Origin of the sequence: Romboutsia lituseburensis (genome assembly GCF_024723825.1) — a bacterium.
Classification (GTDB): Bacteria; Bacillota; Clostridia; order Peptostreptococcales; family Peptostreptococcaceae; genus Romboutsia_F; species Romboutsia_F lituseburensis_A.
In genome coordinates, this window is record NZ_JANQBQ010000001.1 from 733,044 (window position 1) to 755,091 (window position 22,048).

Sequence of the window (22,048 nt, forward strand, 5' to 3'; positions counted from 1 at the left end):
AGGACTGTTTCTTTTTTATTATTAGAAACAATCCTTTTATATTTATATATCTATTATAACCTTTACATTTCTGAAGTTAGCTTTTCATTATCATTATTGCTTTCTTTACGTTTTTTAGCAAATTCTGCTACAGCAGTAAATAATACATCAGTTGAAGAGTTTAATGCAGTCTCACAAGAATCTTGTATAACACCTACTATAAATCCAACTCCTACAACTTGCATTGCAACATCATTTGGAATTCCAAATAAACTACAAGCTAATGGTATTAATAATAAAGAACCACCTGCAACACCTGATGCACCACATGCACTTACAGCTGATAATAAACTTAATATAAGTGCCATCCCAATATCTACTTCTATTCCTAGTGTGTGTACAGCAGCTAGTGTTAATACTGATATAGTTACAGCAGCTCCACCCATATTTATAGTTGCTCCTAATGGGATTGATACAGAGTAAGTATCTTTATCTAATTTTAATTCTTCACACAATCCCATATTTACAGGTATATTTGCAGCTGAACTTCTTGTGAAGAATGCTGTAATTCCACTATTTTTTAAGCACTTAAATACTAGTGGATATGGATTTTTTCTCATTCCTATAAATGCTATTATAGGATTTACAACAAATGCAACAAATGCCATACATCCAACTAATAATACAATTAACTGGCCATATCCAAGTAATGATTCAATACCTTGTGTAGATATACTATCAAATACAAGGCCCATAATACCAAGTGGCGCAAAATTTATTATCCATCTAACTACTTGTGATAGTGCATCGGCTACATTACTTATCATTAATTTTGTAGATTGTGCAGCATTTTTAAGCGCAATCCCTAAAATTAATGCCCAAGATAATATACCTATATAATTAGCATTAAAAAGAGCTTTAACTGGATTGTCAACAATATTCATTAACAAAGTCTTAAGTACTTCTACAACACCACCAGGAGGAACAACATCTTCCACTCCTGCACCAAGAGTTAATGTTATCTTAAATATAAAACTAGCTACAACAGCTATAAGTCCTGCTAAAAAAGTACCTAAAAGATAAAGACATATAATTGATTTCATGTTGGTTTGTTGACCTTTTTTGTGCTGAGAAATAGCAGACATAACTAAAAAGAAAACTAGAATTGGTGCAACTGCCTTTAATGCTCCTACAAATAAAGAACCTAAAATTACTATTGGCTTTGCAATATCTGGAATTGTTAATGCTAATATGATACCGATTAATAAACCTACTATAATTCTTTTTACCAAACTTATTTTATTCCACTTACCAAGTATTTTTTTCATTTACTACCCCCTATTACTTTAATATAGTTAAAATAGATAAAAATCAGTCTACTAAAGATCTAATTTTATCTATTTTAAATTTTATTAATCAAGTATTAAGGATATGTTTCATTTGTCAGAATTTTTAATATATATATAAAATTCTTTTTTCTATAATTAATTTTATTATATATAATGTTAATTTATTTATTTTTTATATACTTTAAAGGATCTTTCGCAAAATCTTGAAAAGAGCTTCTAGTATAAATTACATCACTCCCTAAAAATCTTTTATATCGATCTTCTTCTTTTAATAAGGAGTCTTCTTCTTTTCCTTCGTGATTATTAAATACTATTATTTTTAATGGTGGCTTTTTTCTACTACTTTGAACTCGTTTTAACATATATTTTATATGAATATCTGCATCTGGAAAAGAGTATCCACAAAATACTAAAACATCACATTTTCTTAAAGTTCTCTCTACTTCTCTCCATACTGTAGATATAAATACATTAGACATGTTTTTAAAAAAAGTTGGAGGTATTATTATTGGTACTGTGACTTCCCTACATTCTAAGCACTTGGCTTCTTTTATATTATCAAGTAATCTCATTACCCCTCCTTCATAGGGAGTAAGCGTTAAGCTATTACATATAGGACAGTAAAGCCAGTTTAGAGAACCATGTATTTTGTATAATTTTACACTGGGATCTTTAGGCTTTTTCCATCCTCCTTCTACGTCAAAATTATTAAAATCAACGCCATAATCTAACATAATAGGCTCTTTTTTGCGACGATATAAAGCTGCTATAGTGTTATCTATATGTATATCATAATTGGCACTTATAAATGTTGTTTTTTCTAATAACTTGCTTTCATATAAATTATCAACTAACATTTTATGATATTCATTTCTTCTACCTTCACTTTTATGTATAGCACGAGCCATGAGTAAAATTAAATACTGTCTTAAAAACCTTATACTATCACTTCTTCTATTCAAAGTTTCTAAACCAAAATTTTTAAATGATTCTCTTCTTTGCTCTGCTAAGTCAATTAAGCCAAGAACCTCTTCAAATGTAGGAAAATTAGCCTCTTTCATATCATCTTTCATCACATCAATCTTAAACATTTGTTTAAAAAATCTATATAATTCTTTATTCATATCACTTTCAAAATCTTTAGGCTTTAAACTTGCAAAATATTCACTAAATAGTTCATTTTGAATAGGTGAATTTTCAGCAGCTGAAGCTCCAGCCCCAAGAAATATACATACGTTCATTATATTTCCCTCCCATATGAAATTATCTCAAAATTCAAAAAAAATAAGTATAGAAATTATCAATTCCTATACTTATTATATGATTTGTATTTAATTTTATTTATATATTACTTTAATAATTCATATACAGAAAGAGCGTATATTTCAACAGCCTTTGTCAGGTCATCTATGCTTATATATTCATTAGCTTGATGCTCTGTCTTAGGTTTCCCTGGAAATACAGATCCAAATGCTACGCAGTTATCTAATGCTCTAGCATACGTAGCTCCTCCTGATGAATGAGGCTTTCCATCTAATCCTGTTTCTTCTTCAAATACTTTTCTTAAAGTTTTTACTAAGAAATTATCTTCCGGAACATATATAGCTTTTAAGAAATCAAACTCTTCATAAGTTAATCCATATTCTTTAGCTTTTTCTACTAATTGTTTTACAAACTCTTCCTTATCATATGTAACAGGTATTCTAACATCTACACCTATACTTTCTTTATCTTTATTTATACTTAATTTACCAATATTAAATGTCAGTTTTCCTGAAACTTCATCTTGGCAATTTTCTATTATATTGTTTGCATTAGCATCTTCAGCTATAACCTCAGCTATAAACTTAATAGCATTTGAATTAACACCAATATTGTTTAATGCTATAGCTAATCTTGAAATAGCATTTATACCACTATCACTTACTGCAGAGTGAACACCTTTACCTAATACACATATTTTATCTTCTTCTCTTGTGTATTCAAACTTTAATTTACTTAATTCTTTTTCAAGTTCTTCTATATATTTACCTTTGTAAGCAGCTTTATCTGGGACAGAGTTAAATGCATTTCCAAGTTCTAATTCTATATCACTATTTCCTGGGGCATTTAAAAATACTTGTAAAAGTCCTTTTTCAGCATTTATCATAGGGAACTTTGAATCTGGAGTAAATCCATAGTTAGGTATTTCCTCTTTATTTTCAGAGTATTTATTTATACATCTCCAAAGATTTTCTTCATCTGTTCCAAATATAAATCTTACTCTTTTATTAAATTCAACACCTAAGTCCATTAATGCTTTTACAGCATATATAGCTCCTATTGTAGGCCCTTTATCATCTTGAGTACCTCTTCCGCAAAGTTTGTCTCCATCTATTACACCTTCATATGGAGGAAACTCCCAACTTTCTAATTCTCCTTCTGGAACTACATCTAAATGACCTAGTATACCTATTAGTTCTTCACCTTCACCTATTTCTGCATATCCATAGTATCCATCTTTATATACTGTTTTAAATCCTAAAGATTTACATAGTTCTAATGTGTATCTTAATGCTTTATCTATATTTTCCCCAAATGGGCAATTTTCTGTAGCGTCACTTATAACACTTGGTATTTTTACACAATCTACTATAGATGATATCATCTCAGGTTTTAATTGTTGTATTTTTTCTTTTATTTGTTTTTTCATGATTAACCCCCTAAGTTTGTCATTTATTTTTCTATTCTATTATAATATACTATATTTTACCTATTTCTTCTACATTTTATTTTAACGTTTTCCTAATATTTGTTTTATATTTTAAAAGTTTCCTATCAAACAATTTTACTATTTAAATCTATTTGATTATAAACCTAAAAAAAGTAAGATGTTACCTCAGGTAACTACCTTACTTTCTTAATTTTTTATTATTTAGCTAACGCTGCTTCAACTGATTCTTTTAATATTTCATATGCCTTATCGCAATCGGCTTTAGTTAAAATTAGTGGGGGTACCATTCTTATTATGCTAGTTCCTATTAATGTAACTAATAATTTTCTATCTATACAGTTATGCTTAATATCAAGACCTATTGGTAAATCAAATTCTACTCCTACTAATAATCCTTTACCTCTAACATCTTTTACATGTGGAAGGTGTTTTAATTTATTCATAAAATACTCGCCCATTTGTTTTGCATTATCAGCTAGATTTCTATCTAGCAATTCATTAATTTGTGCAGATGCAGCTGCACAACAAACAGGATTTCCTCCATACGTACTTCCATGAGATCCCATTGTAAATGCCTTAGAAACTTTTTCGCTTGCACATACCGCAGATATTGGCATTCCACCACCCATAGCTTTAGCCATAGATACTATATCTGGCTTAACATTATAATTCATATAAGCCATAACTTCCCCTGTTCTACACCATCCTGTCTGTATTTCATCAAATAATAGTAATAGCCCTTTTTCTTCACAAAGTTCTTTTATTCCATCTACAAATTCTTGTGTGGCAGGTCTAACACCACCCTCTCCTTGTACCGGTTCTATCATTATAGCTATAGTATTCTCTGTAACTAATTTTTTAAAAGAATCTACATCATTAAAGTCAGCATAACTAAATCCTGGTAACATAGGCTTAAACCCTAATTGGCATCCGTTATCTGGTTGGCCAGTTGCAGACATCGCTCCATATGTTCTACCATGAAAACTGCTTTTAGCTGTTATTATATGATATTTGTTAGGTCCATAATTATCTGTACCATATTTTCTAGCCATTTTTATCATAGCTTCATTAGCTTCTGCACCTGAGTTTTGATAAAATATCTTATCCATTCCTATAGTTTCGCATATTAATTTTGCAAGTAATACTTGTGGTACTGTATATGGATAATTAAAAGTGTGTATAATATCTTTTACTTGATCACAAACAGCTTCTACTACTTTTTCATTACAACTTCCAGCACTATTTACAGCTACCCCACCATAAAAGTCTAAATAGCCATTCCCTTCTTCATCATACAAATACATGTCTTTTGCTGTCTGTGCTACAAAATCAAATCTCTCATAAGTTTCTATCATATATTTTTTAGTTAACTCTTTAAGCTCTTGTTTAGTTAATTTAGCTTCGTTTAATTTCATATAATTACCCCCACTCAAATTAAGTATTTTAATAATATACTAACTAGTACATACTCCCAGTAGATTATTTATATTAATTTATATTTTTACTTTTTCTTTTAGCGCTTATGAAGAATATTACACCTAATACAGTCCAACCTACTACAATTATCCATTCCGGTTTAATAAGTCCTGGTATATATAATAAAAGCATTAATGACGCTAATATTATAGCCATAGTACCTATAAATTTATAATGTTTAATTTTATACGGTCTTGACATATCTGGTTCTTTTTTTCTTAATACCATAAAAGATATTGATACCAATACATAAGCTATGACTATTCCAAAACTACCTGCATTAGTAATCCAAGTAAGCATTACTTTTCCAAAGAAAGGTGCTACACAAGAACATAGACCTATTAATAATATTGCATTCGTTGGAGTTTTATATTTAGGATGTATTTTAGCTAAAAATGATGGTAGCATTTTAGCTTGTGCTAATGAGTATATTGCACGACTACCACCCATTAAAAATGCATTCCAACTTGAGATTATACCAGCTAATCCTGCTACTATTAAAATTTGAGCTGCTATCTGTTTACCTCCAAATGCAAACTTCATAGCATCCGCTGTTACAAGTATTGATGTCTCCATCTCCCATGGTTTCATAGTCATTGATACAGAAAAAATAACTAATGCATACCATGATACTGCCATGACTATTGATAGAATTAATATTTTACCAATTTTATTAAAAGGCATATTTATTTCTTCTGCTGCCTGTGGTATAACATCAAATCCTACATACATAAATGGTGTTGCTATGGCAACTCCCATAATTCCAGTAATACCATCTATAAAATGTGGTTTTGTACTTTCCAAATCACCTGAAACTACTGATCCACATATTAAAGCTATACCAACTACAGCTATTGCAACTGTCAATACAGATTGAAGAACTGCTGCAGGTTTTGCCCCAAAATAATTTATTGCAGTTATTATAATGGAACTAACAACTCCAACAGCTACCCAACTAGCATATATGTCAAATCCTGCTACGCTATACATGTATCCTTTTAAAAAATTCGGAAATAAGTATTCCACAACATTAGGTAATGCACAAGCTTCAAAGGCGACTACTCCAACGTAACCTAAGATTAGTGCCCATGTACATACAAATGATGCATTTTTACCTAGCGCCCTTCGACTAAATACATTTGCACCTCCACATTCTGGCATGGCTGCTGTAAGTTCTGCATAAACCAAACCTACAAATATAACCATTATTCCACCTATTACAAATGCACTCATTGCTCCAAGTGTTCCAGCTTTTAAAATCCATCCACCAACTAAGATTACCCATCCCCATCCTATCATTGCACCAAAGGCCAGGGCCAGGACGTCTTTTTTACCTAATACTCTATCAAAATTTTTCTCTTCCATACACAACCTCCATTTAACCAAGATAACCTAGACTACTTTTAGCCCGCTCTTCTGTTTATAAAGTTATATTTTTATAACTTTTCTTTGTGTTTTTCGAGGTTTTCTAAATTGTCAATTGTATCTCTTAATAGATACATGCAGTATATATATAAGTCTTTGAAGATAAAAATTTTTTAGAATTTTTCACGTTTCCAAGTTTATAGATTTGTCAATTAATATAAAATCTATAAACTTGGATTTATATTATTGAGATTTATCTAGATTTGATTTGTTTTTATTTGCAAAATATCCTAAAAACATTACTAGAATTGAAACTGATACCCCTAAAAATAAAGGGTCTATATGAGATGGTAATATGAATTTTCCAATTAATACAAATGTTGGACCTAATATAATAGCTCCTAGAGCAAATTTTTTGTGTATCTTTCCTGGTAAAAATAATGCACAACATAATGGTGCAAATGCTACCGCTCCTCTAAGTCCCATTGACATAAAGCTCCAGCCCAGTATTAATGATCCAAGATTTCCACTTGCAAGTATTGCGACGATAATTAATATTCCAGCTATTATAATTCTTGCCGCTTTTAATAATGTCTTATCACTTGCATTTTTATTAAAATATACCTTGTATATATCATTGCATATCATTGAACTTAAACCAAGTGCCACACCTGCTCCCGTTCCCACTAATGCAACTAATAATGTAGCCATTACCATTCCGGCAACTAATGGAGGAAGGTTTTGCATTATAAATGTTGGAAGTGCTTCTCCTGCTACCATATTTGGAGCTGTCATTTTCATATACATACCTACAAATATTCCAGCTGTACCAACTATTGGTATTAAAATCGCACTTACTATAGCTCCTGATTTTGATATTTTTAAACTTTTAGCAGATATTATAGCTTGAATATATGCTTGAGTTGTTATGACACCTAAAATTAAAGATATTCCTGCTCCCATATCAACCATGGTTCCTCTTGCGAACAAACTAAAATATTGATCACTTGGCAATGCTTCTCTAAATGCAGATAATCCTCCTCCTAAATTTAATGCCATAAATCCACAGATTATAACAGTAGCATAAAGTAGTATTGTTTTTACTATTCCAACAAGGCCTGCTCCCCAAACCCCGCCAAATATAACATAAGCAAGCATTAATAGAACTATACATACTGTCGCTGGAAATGATCCTAGATGACTAACAGTTGTTACTAATGCTATACCTGATAAAACTTGTGCAACTATACTTAAAAAACTTCCTATTGACATTAAAACAGTTGAAACTGTGCTAGCTGTTTGACCATACTCTCTTGCAAATACTTGTGGTAAAGTTGTTATTTCACTATTGTATAAAGGCTTTGCAAATCCTAACCCTAGTATTAAACATCCAATTCCTCCTCCAAGTGTAAACCACCAAGCTGAAAAACCATAATTGAAAGCTAACTGTGCTGTACCTATGGTTGATGCTCCTCCAACTAATGTACCTATTATAGAACCAGCTATAATTCCAACGCCTGCCTTTCTACCACCTGATGAAAAATCTTTTGCTGAACTTACTTTTCTACCAGAGTAAATTCCTACTGCTGTGATTAATGCTAATATTAACACAGCTCCTAAATAATGTAATGACGTCATTTAAAGCTTCCCTCCTTTAATTCTTGGAGTTACTTATTTGGATACATTTGTAATTTTTCCTTGTTTTCAAGAACTCTAAGTACACCACATGCCAAAGCTTTCATTTCATGCTCTCCAGGGAATATCTTAACTGGCGCAATAAATTCAACTCTATCTTTTATCCAACCCATAAGTATTGAATCATATGCAAGACCACCTGTTAATAAAATTGCATCAACATCACCTTTAAGCACTGCAGAAGATGCACCTATTTCCTTTGAAATTTGATATGCCATTGCTTCGTATATAAGTTTTGAATATTCATCTCCTTCTTTTATTCTTTTTATAACTTCCCTAGCATCATTTGTTCCTAAATATCCTACTAAGCCTCCACCTCCAACTAATTTTTTTCTTAATTCTTTTTTAGTATACTCACCTGAATAGCATAAATCCATAACTCCGCCAAATGGTATTGTACCGCATCTTTCAGGAGACATTGGACCATCACCATCAAGAGCATTATTAACATCTATCATTCTACCTCTTTTATGAGTTCCAACAGATATTCCGCCACCTAAATGAGCTATTATAAAATTGAAATCATCATATTTTCCACCCATTTCTTTAGCCGCTTCTCTAGCCACTGCCCTTTGATTTAATGGATGGTCTTTAGACTTTCTTGGTATAAGAGGTGTTCCTGATATTCTAGCCAATGGTTCAAATTCATCAACTACAACAGGATCTACCACATATGCTTTTAATCCTAGCTCACTTGCTATTGAGTACGCTAATCCTCCACCTAAATTAGATGCATGCTGACCCATAACGCCTATTTTTAAATCTTTTAGCATTTCTTCGTTGACTTCATAAGTTCCACCAACTACAGGCTTCATATTTCCACCACGAGCTATAATAGCTGTAAATATTGTTAAATCTATATTTTTATTTTTTAATACATCCATTATAAGCTCTTTACGAAAATCAAATTGATCATAAATTTCTTTGTATGAATTTATTTTTTCACTCGAATGTCTAATAGTTTCCGTCATAGTCTCTCTATCATCTTCAAATATTGAAATCTTAGTAGATGTTGATCCCGGATTTATTATTAGAAAAGTATAATTATTCATATTTTTACTCCTTTCCAAGTTGTTGAACAACCAGTGCACCTAATGCTATCGAATGAAGTTTTGATATATCAGAGCTTGCTCTTGAAGTTAATATAATTGGAGTTTTAGCACCCATTATCACTCCTGCCTTTTCTGCTTTTGCAAAATATTCCATTGATTTATTTAAAATATTACCCGCTTCTATATCTGGTGCTATTAATATATCTGCTTTACCTGCAACAGGATGATTTATACCTTTATGTTTTGCAGCTTCTAAACTTACTGCATTATCTATTGCTAAAGGTCCTTTAATTAAACAATCTGTGATTATTCCACTTTCATTCATTTTTGTAAGTTCTTGTGCATCTATTGTAGCTGGCATTTTAGGATTTACTTTTTCAACTGCACAAAGTATGGCTACTTTAGGCTCTTTATTGCCTAGTGCATGTGAAATTTTAATGCTATTTTTAATAATATCTACCTTCTCATTTAAGGTAGGTGAAATAGTCATAGCACTATCACTTAATACAAATAATCTATCAAATCCATTAACTTCAAGTAAACCAACGTGACTAATTAGATTTCCTGTTTTAAGACCTGTTTCTTTATTTAATACAGCTTTTAATATAACTGATGTATCTACAAATCCTTTCATAGGTAAATCAGCTTTACCGTCTCTTACTAATTTAACAGCATACGTACAAGCATCTACTTTATCTTTGATATCTATAATTTTAAAATTATCTAACTTAATATCTATTTGATTAGCAATTTTTTCTATCTCTTCCTTATCCCCTACTAAAATTGCTTTAGCTATACCCATCTTATAAGCATTATTTACAGCAGACAGTACATCTTTATCTTGTGCTACTGCTACTGCTATTGTTTTTGTTTCATTTTTAATAACTACATCCATTAATTCTTTAAAGTTTTTTATCATTTTTTATCTCCTTTATTTGAAGATTTAATTCCAGATTTCATCATCTGTAGGAATTTGTTTACTAGGAACTTCATAAGCTATTTTACTTATATTTATTAGATGATTAAACCATAAATTTTCACTTATACTATTATTTCCCCAAGAACCACATCCTAGTGTTGCTGTAGGATTAAGACCATTTAAGAAAGATCCTCCAAGTCCACTTGAACCAATTTGATTAACTCCAAATCGAGATACTGGAAGTATATTTGCTGCATATTCTATGTTCTCTTTTGTATAAGAGTGTATTATTGCACTATGACCTTTACCTTCATATTCTAAATTTTGATTAGCTATATTTACTGCCTCCTCCCACTTATCATACTTATATGCTGATAATACGGGACACATTTTCTCTTTAGCAAAATATTCTTCTGTTCCATATTTTTCAGCTTTTACAACCAATAACTTTGTATCTTTAGGTATTTCTATAGATGCCATCTTAGCTATTTCATAAGGAGATGCTCCAACGCAATCCTTACTTATATTGCCATCTGGGAATAATGCTTTTCTTAAAGATTTAACTTCTTCTTCTTTTTCTATATAATACGCTCCACTTTGTACTAATCTAGCTATAAATTCATTGTACATTTCATTAGGGCATATAGCACTTTGCTCACATGTACAAAGGATTCCATTATCATATATTCTACCTTTTATCACTTTAGGGACTACTTCATCAAGGTTAGCATCTTTATCTATTAAACATTGTACATTTCCTGCACCTACTCCAAATGCTGGTTTCCCACTACTATATGCAACCTTTACCATTCCAGGTCCACCAGTTGATACACATACATCTGATAACTGCATTACCAAATTTGATATTTCAACAGTAGGCTCATTTACTATTTGAATTAAATCTTTAGGTGCTCCCACTTTTTCTAGCGCTTCTCTCATTAAATCTACTGTTTTTACTCCAGTATTTTTAGCTCTTGGATGTGGACATATAATAATCGAATTTCCTCCTTTTAAAGCAATCATTGCATTGTGCATAGGTGTCATTGTTGGATTAGTTGTAGGAGTGACTGCACCTACTACTCCTATAGGTTTAGCTACTTCAACTAATCCTTCTTCTGCGATATATTTTATTATCCCCCTACTTTTTACACCTTTTAGTTTGTTCCAAACAGCTTTTGATTTACCTTTATTTTTTACTATTTTATCTTCATAAACTCCCATTTTAGTTTCATCAACAGCCATACGAGCGAGCATTTCACCATTATCATATATTGATTTACCTATAGCACGAACTGCTTCATCTACTTGGTTTTGAGAATATTTTTCAAATTCTCTTTGAGCTATACGAGCTTTATTTATTAACTGTAAAACATAATCTCTTGCTTGCATGTAAATACCTCCCTCAAAATAACGTATAGTTTTTTTTATATATATTGTATTAATGTTTTGCTTTATATTTAAATTGTAGTATATTGGACAAAATTAAGTAAAGTAAATTTTCTGAAAATTTAATTTTATTCTTATTTATTTATTTTTTAACATTATAATAATTAAATTTCAAACTATAATAGTTGTGTTATCCATATAAATTCATTTAAATTTCAATACTTTCATATATTCATGTATATAATTTTTGTTAATTAAGTTTAATTAATATTTGTCTTAAACGTTAATTTTGTGTTAAATATAACAATCCAAATTAAAATTTAATTATCGACAAACTACTTATAGATAATAATAATAATTTGTCTACAATTTCATTGTAAATAAAAACAAGACTATAGTTTTAAATCTAACTATAGCCTTATTTTTATATCTATATTTATCTTATTCAGTTTTATTGATTATCTACTGATTCCAAAAATTCTTCCAATACATTTGTTAAACTTTCAAATTCATCTTCTTTTATATCATGACCTGAGTTTTCAAAATGTTTTATTCTTATACTTTTACTTCCTAGGTTTTTTATATATTCACTTATATCTTCTATGGTTAACAAAGTTTCTTCTTTTTCACCTTTTAAAATCAATGTATTACATGTTATATTGGGTAATTGATCTTTAAAATAAACCTGTTCTGATTCTTTTTCTATAGCTTCTAATACATTGTATTTTATTGATATTGATTGGCCATTGGACTTATAAAATTCCATACTCTCCCTTGCCCAACCTTTTGGCATTTTTTTATGTTGAGCTGGATATTCTCCTAATATTAATCCTTTTAAAGCATTTTGATTTAACAGTGAGTACCCTATTGCATAAGAAACACCTCTAGAGTATCCCATAATACAAAATTTATCCAAATTTAAACATTCAACTATTGAATGTATATCTTGTAAATGATGCGTTAATGTATATCCGCATTTTGGTGAATCACTTTTTCCTCTCCCCCTAAAGGACAAAGCTATGCACCTTCTATCCCTTAATCTTTCTATTATTTTTATATAATCTTGTGCTGACTCTGATAATCCTGGACATATTAATAATGGCGTTTTTTCACTATTTATTATATGATTATCGATATAATTTATTTTTATGCCTTTGCTATTTACCCAATCTTGTATAAGCTCCATATCATAATCCCCTTTTATAGTTTTTGGCCTAAGATCTAGTTCATAAAAAATTAAAACTCTGCTATACATATTTATGAAGATATTTTTTTATTATTACTATAGGTTATCATTAAATTACAAATATTATCTTTGATTATATAGCGTTCTATTATATATAATGCTATATTGCTATATAAAAACCTTTATTTTTTAATCTTTATATCTAAAATTTATACTTTTTAAAAAAATAGAGTGAAGTTTTGAATCTTAAACTTCACTCTATTATATATATTTAATATTTCAATTATTTTTATAATAAATTTTAGTCATTATCTTTTACAATAGCTAAGATTCTTAGTATGTCTAAAAGTAGATTTAAGAAACTTATAAATATTGAATATGATAATTGTACAACTTCCATTTCAGATAAAATGCCATATCTACATCTACTTTGAATGAATATTTTTTAATTTTAAAATATCATATTAACTTAATTTTATATCTTATACATACGTTCACATAAATAATAATTACCTTAATCGTAAAAAATCCAAGTTGTAATAAACAACTTGGATTTTAATATTTTTTAATACCCAAAATTCCATTTTCTAATACTTTTGCATTTATACCTAGTAACTTTGCATAAGCCCACATAGTAGGACTTCTTAGTCTTCCTTTTGAACATCCAATAATTAGTGTTTTTGTTTTATTATGTGATACTTTTATAAGATCTTTAGTTATTTCCTTTATATTTTTTATCATGCCATAAATCACAATTACTTCTGCCCAAAACAAGTGTCTATGTAAAAAATCATGTTCTTCCTTTGTCATTATAGGAATGTTATATTTGAATACATTATTTTCTAAGTACTGCTCTTTTGTTCTTACATCTACTGTTACTTCGTCCTTAATGTCTTCATATTTTATTAAATACTTTTTTAATAAAAGCTTCATAAACTTATCTAATGTAAATATAATATCCTCCCCTTAAAAATCACTTATATATGCTCTTTATGGTATTTTAACACAATTAAAATCATTTTTAAATAAAAAAATACTATGTAAAGTTAAAACTTATACACAGCATTTTTTTGAGTTTTTTATTTAAAATCATTTTCAAATTCATCTATACTATCTTTTAATAAAGTCGCACTATAAGCCATAGATGGACCTCCACCAAATCCAACTGCAACCATAGCCGCTTCCATTATTTCTTCTCTAGTAGCACCTACCTCTAGTGACTTATATACATGATATACTATGCAATACTCACAACGATTATATACTCCTATTGCTACACTCATAAGTTCTTTAGTCTTAGTACTTAAAGCACCTTCTTTGTACCCCGTATTTAAAAGACGCATAAATGCATTAACATTAGCTTTATTAGTTTCACTTATATCAGCTAATCCATCTGTAAAATCGTTTAACATTCCTCTAACATCTTTTTTCATGATTTTTCCCCCTTATGATTATCCTTTTTAAACACTTGCTATAGCAATTATTCATATGACAAGTATATCATCATTATAATACTTTGTAAATCATTATTAAGTATTTTTTAGATTGTTAACTATTTGATTTAAAACATTTTTGAATGTTTCTAAATCCTTTTCTGATATATTTTTAATGCTATCTTTTGAAAATTTTTCTCCTATTGGTATTATCTCTTCTCTTTTTTTATTTCCATAATCCGTTAAGTATAGTCGAGTAATTCTTCTATCATTTTCATCTTTTTCTCTCTTTACCATATCATCCTTTTCCATTCTATCTACAAGCCTAACAATTGAAGACTCATTTGAATCTAGTATATAGGATAATTGTTTTTGTGTTATTCCTTCGTTTTGGCCAATATAATAAATTGCTATCCACTGTACTCTTGTTATTCCATGGCTTAATACTCTATTGTTAAAAGCTTCTATAATTTCTTTATTATATTTATTTGTTATAACGCCTATACAATCATTTAAATTAAACATATTTTCTCCCTTCACATAATTAAAAACTTTGTTATTTTTTATATAAAATAGTTAAAATTTAAATATTAATTATTTTCTGAAATTTCCCAGGCAATTTATAATATATAATTTTAAAAATTAATATAATTCATTAATAACTCTCACTCTACTAAAAATTTTAAACATATCAAGTAATATAATATCTTTTAATTAAAATTAAAGCAACATAGTTTTAATAAAAACTATGTTGCTTTAATCTATTATTAATTGAGGTTTATATTTAATATTTGCAGTTATAGGATAATGATCTGATAATTTGGAATCTATTATATTATACGTAGATGAATATATACTACCCTCTTTTATAAATATATGATCTATTCTAGAATCTATAGGTATAAATGTTTTCGAGTTAACATACCCATGATATTTCCCTACATCTATCAATTCACTCAATTCTAAATTAGTTTGATTAAAATCACCAACTAAAATCACTTCTCCATCTAATCCATTTATATAGTTCATCATTTCTTCGATTTGTACTTTTCTTTCCTTAGTATTTATTGCTAAATGTGCATTTATTATATTAACATATTTATTATTTATATAAAAAGTCACATGTAAAAGACCTCTTTGTTCTCCCTTGCTAGTTAACAGTATTTGGTTGCTTTCTACTATAGGGTACTTTGAATATATAGCTAATCCATGAGAAAATAAATTATCTCTTTGATTAACTATAAACTGTGAATTATTTTCAAGTTGCTTTTTTATCTTAGCATCTTGAAAGCCTAAAACTTCTTGCAAACAAACTATATCTGCGTCATTTTCTTTGATAAGTTTTATAGTTGAATCTAATGTATATTTATTCTTCTCGTTTCTACCTTTATGTATATTAAACGACATAATTTTTACATCTATTGGTTCTTGTAAGTTTTTGGTATTTACACTAGGTACTAAATCATCTTTATACAAATTATATATTTTCATATGTTTAGCATCTAAATATTTAAATTTTTGATCTTGTTTTATGCATATAAAAATATTTATTAAAACTATACTAAATAGCATAAATACTATTTTTTGCGTTGGCTTCACATTTTCACCCACTATCATAATGTTTTATTTATTGTTTATTATAGTCACTATTTCCAATAAAAATTACAATTATACATTATGAAAATTTATTAAATTATTTTATACACATTTAAATAAAACCGCAAAAAAGCTATAAAAACTTCTACTCATACTAGAGTTTTTATAGCTTTTTATTATGTTTAATATATATTTATATAATGTACATCCTATTTATACTTAATAATTTTTAATTATCCATATATAAGACAATCTATCTCCATAGCTAAATTAATAGAATTTGGATTCCAATTTCTATCTTGTAAATCTCTTATTTCATAATTAAGTTTAGACTTATTTAAAAACTCATAAAACTTTCTATCTAACCATGGAGCACTCCATGCACCAGATCTACAAATATGTACTGTATCAAAAACATCATCTTCTTTTATATCCTCGAGTCGTAAATAGTTTACACCAAATTTATCATTAATCTCTTTAAAATATTCAGATTTTTCCACTGTGTATTTACTATAAACTATATTTGCTTCCTTTATTATATTATCGTCTAATAGTTTTCCTAACCAATTTGCACAATTAACTTCAAAATAAAGAGAGCGTAAACCTCCATATCCTAAGTCTGAATGTGCATCAAATGAGTATACCTTTTCACACCCACTATCTTTTATTATTTCATAGGCATTTGCATGAGACTCAGTTACTATAAGTTTTGTATTTTTAGTTAATTTAAATTTTTGCTTTAATACTCTCCAAAAAATATTTTCTTGACCACTAGTACTCATTTTTTTACTTAAATCAATACCCTTTGATTTATTCTCTAAATATATTTTATACCAATGCATGATTATATTGTTTTTGTTTTCTATTTCTGAATCTTGATAGTCCTTTATATAATTCATGAAATAATCCCAATCAATACTTATAAATGATTTCATATTACCACCCCTAGTTTAATTGTTATTGAATGTACATTATATATAAGGTCTATACTTAAATACTATATAAGTATAGTTGAAATGTCAAATTTCACCACTTCATAACAAAAATGAGCTACCTAGATTAGGTAACTCATTTTGTTATGCTACGATTTTTTTATCTGTTTCAATATTTTTTGATTTATTTTTATTCTCATAATAGTTATAAACAGGTAATCCTATTAAAGTTACTATAATTCCTCCTAAAGACATAATAGTACTATTTATACCTGCAAAGAATAACTGATTTATAACAACAAACAGTCCACTTAAGATTGCAACCATTGGTATAAAAGGGTACATAGGTACTTTATAAGGTCTATGTATATTTGGATGACTTTTTCTTAATTTTATTACACCTATAAATGTTAATACATAAAAACTCCAAATAGCAAACATAGATAAATCACTCAATAAATTAAACTGACCAGATAATGCATATAATGCGGATAAAGAAGCCATTATTAATGTTGCATTTGCTGGAACATCATGTTTATTTAATTTTCCTACGAATTTAGGAACATGTCCTTGTGTTCCTAAAGTATAAGTTATTCTAGGTCCTGTTAATAAATAACCATTTATACATCCAAATACAGATATTAGTATCCCTACAGTTATAAATTTACCACCAACTGGTCCAAATATAGATTCTGCAACAGCAGATGCAGGTGATGCATATTTAGCTAATTCATTAGCTGGCAATACCCAAAGGTATGCTAAATTTATAACTACATATACTGCCATTACTAAAGATAGTCCACCTATTATAGCCTTTGGTAGATCTTTTCCTGGATCTTTCATTTCTCCTGCTATAGCTCCTACATTTATCCATCCATCATAAGCAAATAATATTGCAACTAATAACTGACCTATTACTCCAGCTGGTTTAAGGCCTTCACTTACTAAAGGTGTCATTATAGGATTTTCTCCACTACCTTTTATAAATCCAAATAATATAAGTAGTACAAGAGGTATTAATTTACATACTGTAGATACTGTTTGTATAACACCACTTGTTTTTGAACCAAATGAATTTAAAATTCCTATAAATAATATTACTCCAACCGTCATAGGTATAACTAATGACTCATTTCCTAATAAAATTGCTGATTGTTGACCAAACATAACTGATATTGCAGCTATAGTTGCTGGGAAAAACAATACCGATTGCATCCATCCAGTTAAAAAACCTAATCTCTTGCCATAAATTTCTTCTATGTAAACCATCATACCACCTGTTTTAGGTATAGCCGCCGATACCTCTGCCGCAGTAAGACCCGCTGTTATTGTCATTATTCCAGCTATTATCCATGCTATAATTCCAAGACCTGGCGCACCTCCTGTTAATTCATATACTGCCTGTGGCTTAAAAAATACCCCTCCACCTATTACCATTCCTACAACTGTCGATAACGCTGCAGATGCTCCTAAAGTTTTTTGTAATTGCTTATTTTCCATCTATGATCTCCTATAGATTTCTGATTTACTCTTCGTCACAAATAGCAATTTTACCAATATTTCTCCATTCTTACAATATTTTTTTATTTTTCATTTTTCTTAAATTTTATTCAATTTTAATCATATAATTCAATATAATTCATCTTTATATTGTTTAATATTTTCCTTAAACACAAAAAAGGTATTTATAATATATAAATATTAAAACTAATCATATATTATAAATACCAGTTAACATAATAAAATTATTTAAAACTTTCTATTTTTTAGATTTGTGACTCCCATGAACTATATTGAATCCGTAATTTCTTAAAATATTTTCATGTTTTTTATAATTATCACATTCAATCTTTGTACATAAAGCTAAATGTATATTTTCTACGTTTTTATTTTGTAATTGTTTCATTTTATGTTCCCAATCTTCGCCTTCTACTAAAGTATCTTCGCATCCTATACAGTAAAAAAAGCTTGCTAGTTCCGGCTTTTCTTTATATATATCAAAAGCATCGTCTAAATTATTGTAAGCTTCATAACATCCGCTACCAGAACACATTCCCATAAGCTTTCTACATGACATTATTGCTATTTTCATATTTTAGTCCCCTATTTAACTTCCCGCTATAGAAAGTTCTTTAATTATAACTGAAGGTGATCCTACACTACTCATAGGGAATTTTAAATCATTTCCTATTACTTCAATTTGTTTTAATAAATCGAAGTAATTTCCTGCTACAGTTATTTGCTCAATAGGAAATTCTTTCTTACCATCTTTGATATAAAATCCTTTAGCTGCTAAAGAAAAGTCTCCTGTTATAGAATTAGCTCCTGAATGAAGTCCTGCTAAATCAGTTATAACAACACCTTCTCCTACTAAATCCATAAGTTCATCAAAAGATTTCTCACCTTTTTCTATATATAAGTTACTAGGCTCAACTCCAACTTGAGATGAATAAGATGCCTTAAATCCATTTCCTGTAGTTTTTACATTTGCTTTATTAGCAGTTTTTAAATTGTGTAAAAGAGTAGTTAATTTCCCTCGAGATACTATTTCTTTTTTGAAAGTAGCTACCCCTTCATCATCAAATGGAGTTGATGCTAATCCGTCTTCTAGTAAAGGATTATCCACTATTGTAACTATTTCATTTGCAATAATTTCTCCTTCTTTATCTTTCAATAAAGAAAGGCCTTTTTGAGCTGAGTCTGCACTAAATATATCTGCAAAAGTTCCAATAAGAGAAACCATAGCTTCATTGTATAGTATAGTTTTGTAGTTTCCTGATGGGATAATTTTTCCATTTAATTTTGAATTAGCTTCTTTAACTCCTTGCTTAGCAATTATTTTAGGATCTATTTCATCTAAAGATTTTGCAATAGTATATCCTATTCCATCTTGTTTTTCTCCATTTTCTTCTACTACTGGAACAACATAAGACATTAATATATTGCTTTTATTAGTTAATTCTAGTCCTTTTGTGTTGTATATTCCATAATTAGATGAACTATATGATATTTTACATCCATTAATATTTACTACATTTTCATATAGCTTTGTTTCTTTTTCTAAATCTAAAACTAGCTCTATCATTTTACCAGCATCTATATTTTCAAGCTTTTCTGAATAAGAGCTTACTTTTTCATATTCTTTGTCGCCTTCATAAATAAACTGAGTATCATCATTTTCTATATACAATGCACTTTCCTTAGCATTCTTTATTAACATATTTATTGCATCAAAATCCATTATTTCTGTAAATGAGTATCCTATTTTTCCGTCTAATTTACCCCTAAATGATAAACCAAATGCTTTATCTAAACTATACTTTTCAACTTCACCTTCATATACACTTATGCTTATACTTTCACCTTCACTAAAGTATATTTCACACTCTTCAAATCCAGCTTCTATACCTTTTTTTAATAACATTTTCTTAAAACTTTTAAATTCCATAACTATTCCTCCGATCTTCCACCAACTGTAATTTCTTTTACTCTAACCATTGGCTGACCTACATTAGTTGGTATACTTCCTGATGATGATCCACACATACCTTGTGCTTGTTTTAAATTATTTCCAACCATGTCTATATTCATTAAAACTTCGCTGCCTTTTCCAATTAAACTGGCGCCTCTAACAGGTTCTACAATTTCTCCATTTTTCACTAAATATCCTTCTGATACTGCAAAGTTAAATTCTCCTGTAACAGGGTTTACAGAACCACCGCCCATCTTTTTAGCATATAATCCATTGTCTATTGACTTTATTATATCCTCTGGTTTATCATCACCTGCTGCTATATATGTATTAGTCATTCTTGATGTAGGTGCATATTTATAGTTTTGTCTACGAGAGCTTCCTGTTGGATTCATATTCATTCTTCTTCCGTTTAATTTATCTATCATATATGACTTTAGGATTCCATTTTCTATAAGTACGTTTCTTTGAGTATTATTTCCTTCATCATCTATATTGCTAGATCCCCAGTGATTTTGAAGAGTTCCATCATCTATAGCAGTTACTTTAGTTGATGCAATTTGTTCTCCTAATTTATTTGCAAATACAGAGTTTCCTTTTGCTACAGCAGTTGCCTCTAGTGAATGGCCGCATGCTTCATGGAATATTACCCCTCCAAAACCATTATCTATAGCTACCATCATTTTACCTGCTGGACAATTTTTAGCATTAAGCATTGTTGTTGCAACTCTTGATGCCTCTTTTGCATGATACTCTGGATCTATATCTTCAAATATTTCAAATCCTTTACATCCACCAGGTCCTTCAAATCCTGTTTGATTTTCATTTCCTTTAGATGCTACTGAACTTATAGCTAATCTAGTTCTTACTCTTCTATCTTCAGTATATAAGCCTTCAGTATTTGCTATTAATACCTTTTGATCTTTATCTATATAAGTTACACTTACTTGTGATATATCTGTACTATATGATTTTGCACTTTTATATGCAGTTTTCATCACTCCTATTTTTTTATCATATCCAATATCATTTGGATAAAGTTGTATAGGATTTATATCAGTTATAATTTTAGTATCATGAAGTGTAATACTTATATCTTCTTTTAAGCTTCCTAAGGCCAATGCTGCTTTATGTGCTGTGTCTAAAAGAGAATTTAAACTATTATCATTAGTGTAAGCATACACACTCTTAAATCCTTTAAAAATTCTTATACCCACACCATAGCTTCTACCACCTAGTGCATTTTCTATTTTTTCATCTATTAGACCTATTGAATTTGTAATAGTGTCCTCTTCAAAGATTTCAGCAAAATCTCCACCTGTAATCAAGCATTTTTCTAAAACTCTAGTTGCTATTTCTTTTGAAATCATACTTGACCTCCTATCTTATTTTTTTAATTTTCTTTATATAATTATTATAAGGTAAATTTAACCAAATTAAATCTTTTTTTATCAAACATAGAAAAATTTACTTTTTAGTTTATTTTTCATTACTA

Annotated in this window: 19 protein-coding genes; all 19 read right to left on the minus strand. The window is 29.1% G+C overall.

The features are described from left to right. Positions 1–62: 62 nt before the first annotated feature. Positions 63–1,307 (minus strand): serine/threonine transporter SstT, encoded by a 1,245-nt coding sequence (gene sstT, locus NWE74_RS03715; RefSeq protein WP_258241889.1) that lies wholly within the window; start codon positions 1,305–1,307, stop codon positions 63–65. A 182-nt stretch (positions 1,308–1,489) separates the two neighbouring features. After that, on the minus strand, positions 1,490–2,569 hold the full coding sequence (locus tag NWE74_RS03720) for an SIR2 family protein (protein ID WP_258241890.1): 1,080 nt from the start codon (positions 2,567–2,569) through the stop codon (positions 1,490–1,492). A 107-nt stretch (positions 2,570–2,676) separates the two neighbouring features. Then, the gene (locus NWE74_RS03725; protein WP_258241891.1) at positions 2,677–4,020 is read right to left on the minus strand and encodes a M20 family metallopeptidase; all 1,344 of its coding nucleotides are present in this window, start codon (positions 4,018–4,020) and stop codon (positions 2,677–2,679) included. A gap of 218 nt (positions 4,021–4,238) precedes the next feature. After that, the gene (locus tag NWE74_RS03730) at positions 4,239–5,456 is read right to left on the minus strand and encodes an aspartate aminotransferase family protein (RefSeq protein ID WP_258241892.1); all 1,218 of its coding nucleotides are present in this window, start codon (positions 5,454–5,456) and stop codon (positions 4,239–4,241) included. A gap of 73 nt (positions 5,457–5,529) precedes the next feature. After that, the gene (locus tag NWE74_RS03735; protein WP_258241893.1) at positions 5,530–6,882 is read right to left on the minus strand and encodes an APC family permease; all 1,353 of its coding nucleotides are present in this window, start codon (positions 6,880–6,882) and stop codon (positions 5,530–5,532) included. A gap of 243 nt (positions 6,883–7,125) precedes the next feature. Beyond that, positions 7,126–8,520 carry a sodium:solute symporter family protein gene (locus NWE74_RS03740; protein WP_258241894.1) on the minus strand — a complete coding sequence of 465 codons (1,395 nt, stop codon included), beginning with the start codon at positions 8,518–8,520 and terminating at the stop codon, positions 7,126–7,128. A gap of 29 nt (positions 8,521–8,549) precedes the next feature. Then, positions 8,550–9,629, minus strand: a complete 1,080-nt coding sequence (gene buk / locus NWE74_RS03745) for a butyrate kinase (RefSeq protein ID WP_258241895.1) — start codon at positions 9,627–9,629, stop codon at positions 8,550–8,552. A 4-nt stretch (positions 9,630–9,633) separates the two neighbouring features. Beyond that, on the minus strand, positions 9,634–10,548 hold the full coding sequence (locus NWE74_RS03750; RefSeq protein ID WP_258241896.1) for a phosphate butyryltransferase: 915 nt from the start codon (positions 10,546–10,548) through the stop codon (positions 9,634–9,636). A gap of 24 nt (positions 10,549–10,572) precedes the next feature. After that, on the minus strand, positions 10,573–11,937 hold the full coding sequence (locus NWE74_RS03755; RefSeq protein WP_258241897.1) for an aldehyde dehydrogenase family protein: 1,365 nt from the start codon (positions 11,935–11,937) through the stop codon (positions 10,573–10,575). A gap of 448 nt (positions 11,938–12,385) precedes the next feature. Next, a complete protein-coding gene (locus tag NWE74_RS03760; RefSeq protein ID WP_258241898.1) occupies positions 12,386–13,120 on the minus strand; it encodes an alpha/beta fold hydrolase in 735 nt (244 codons plus the stop codon). A 555-nt stretch (positions 13,121–13,675) separates the two neighbouring features. Next, on the minus strand, positions 13,676–14,053 hold the full coding sequence (locus tag NWE74_RS03765; RefSeq protein WP_258241899.1) for a hypothetical protein: 378 nt from the start codon (positions 14,051–14,053) through the stop codon (positions 13,676–13,678). A gap of 146 nt (positions 14,054–14,199) precedes the next feature. Beyond that, positions 14,200–14,553 carry a carboxymuconolactone decarboxylase family protein gene (locus tag NWE74_RS03770; protein WP_258241900.1) on the minus strand — a complete coding sequence of 118 codons (354 nt, stop codon included), beginning with the start codon at positions 14,551–14,553 and terminating at the stop codon, positions 14,200–14,202. Positions 14,554–14,649: 96 nt separating this feature from the next. Further along, positions 14,650–15,078 carry a MarR family winged helix-turn-helix transcriptional regulator gene (locus NWE74_RS03775; protein ID WP_258241901.1) on the minus strand — a complete coding sequence of 143 codons (429 nt, stop codon included), beginning with the start codon at positions 15,076–15,078 and terminating at the stop codon, positions 14,650–14,652. 231 nt (positions 15,079–15,309) lie between these two features. Next, complete coding sequence (locus NWE74_RS03780; RefSeq protein WP_258241902.1) at positions 15,310–16,152, minus strand: endonuclease/exonuclease/phosphatase family protein; 843 nt, start codon at positions 16,150–16,152, stop codon at positions 15,310–15,312. 230 nt (positions 16,153–16,382) lie between these two features. Continuing rightward, complete coding sequence (locus NWE74_RS03785) at positions 16,383–17,084, minus strand: arginase (RefSeq protein WP_258241903.1); 702 nt, start codon at positions 17,082–17,084, stop codon at positions 16,383–16,385. A gap of 141 nt (positions 17,085–17,225) precedes the next feature. Next, the gene (locus NWE74_RS03790; RefSeq protein WP_258241904.1) at positions 17,226–18,581 is read right to left on the minus strand and encodes an APC family permease; all 1,356 of its coding nucleotides are present in this window, start codon (positions 18,579–18,581) and stop codon (positions 17,226–17,228) included. Between the two features lie 259 nt (positions 18,582–18,840). Next, positions 18,841–19,173: a CGGC domain-containing protein gene (locus NWE74_RS03795; RefSeq protein WP_258241905.1), complete on the minus strand. Its 333-nt coding sequence runs from the start codon at positions 19,171–19,173 to the stop codon at positions 18,841–18,843. Positions 19,174–19,188: 15 nt separating this feature from the next. After that, entirely contained in the window at positions 19,189–20,529 is a 1,341-nt protein-coding gene (locus NWE74_RS03800) for a TldD/PmbA family protein (RefSeq protein ID WP_258241906.1), read from the minus strand. A 2-nt stretch (positions 20,530–20,531) separates the two neighbouring features. After that, a complete protein-coding gene (locus NWE74_RS03805; RefSeq protein ID WP_258241907.1) occupies positions 20,532–21,923 on the minus strand; it encodes a TldD/PmbA family protein in 1,392 nt (463 codons plus the stop codon). Positions 21,924–22,048 lie beyond the last annotated feature (125 nt).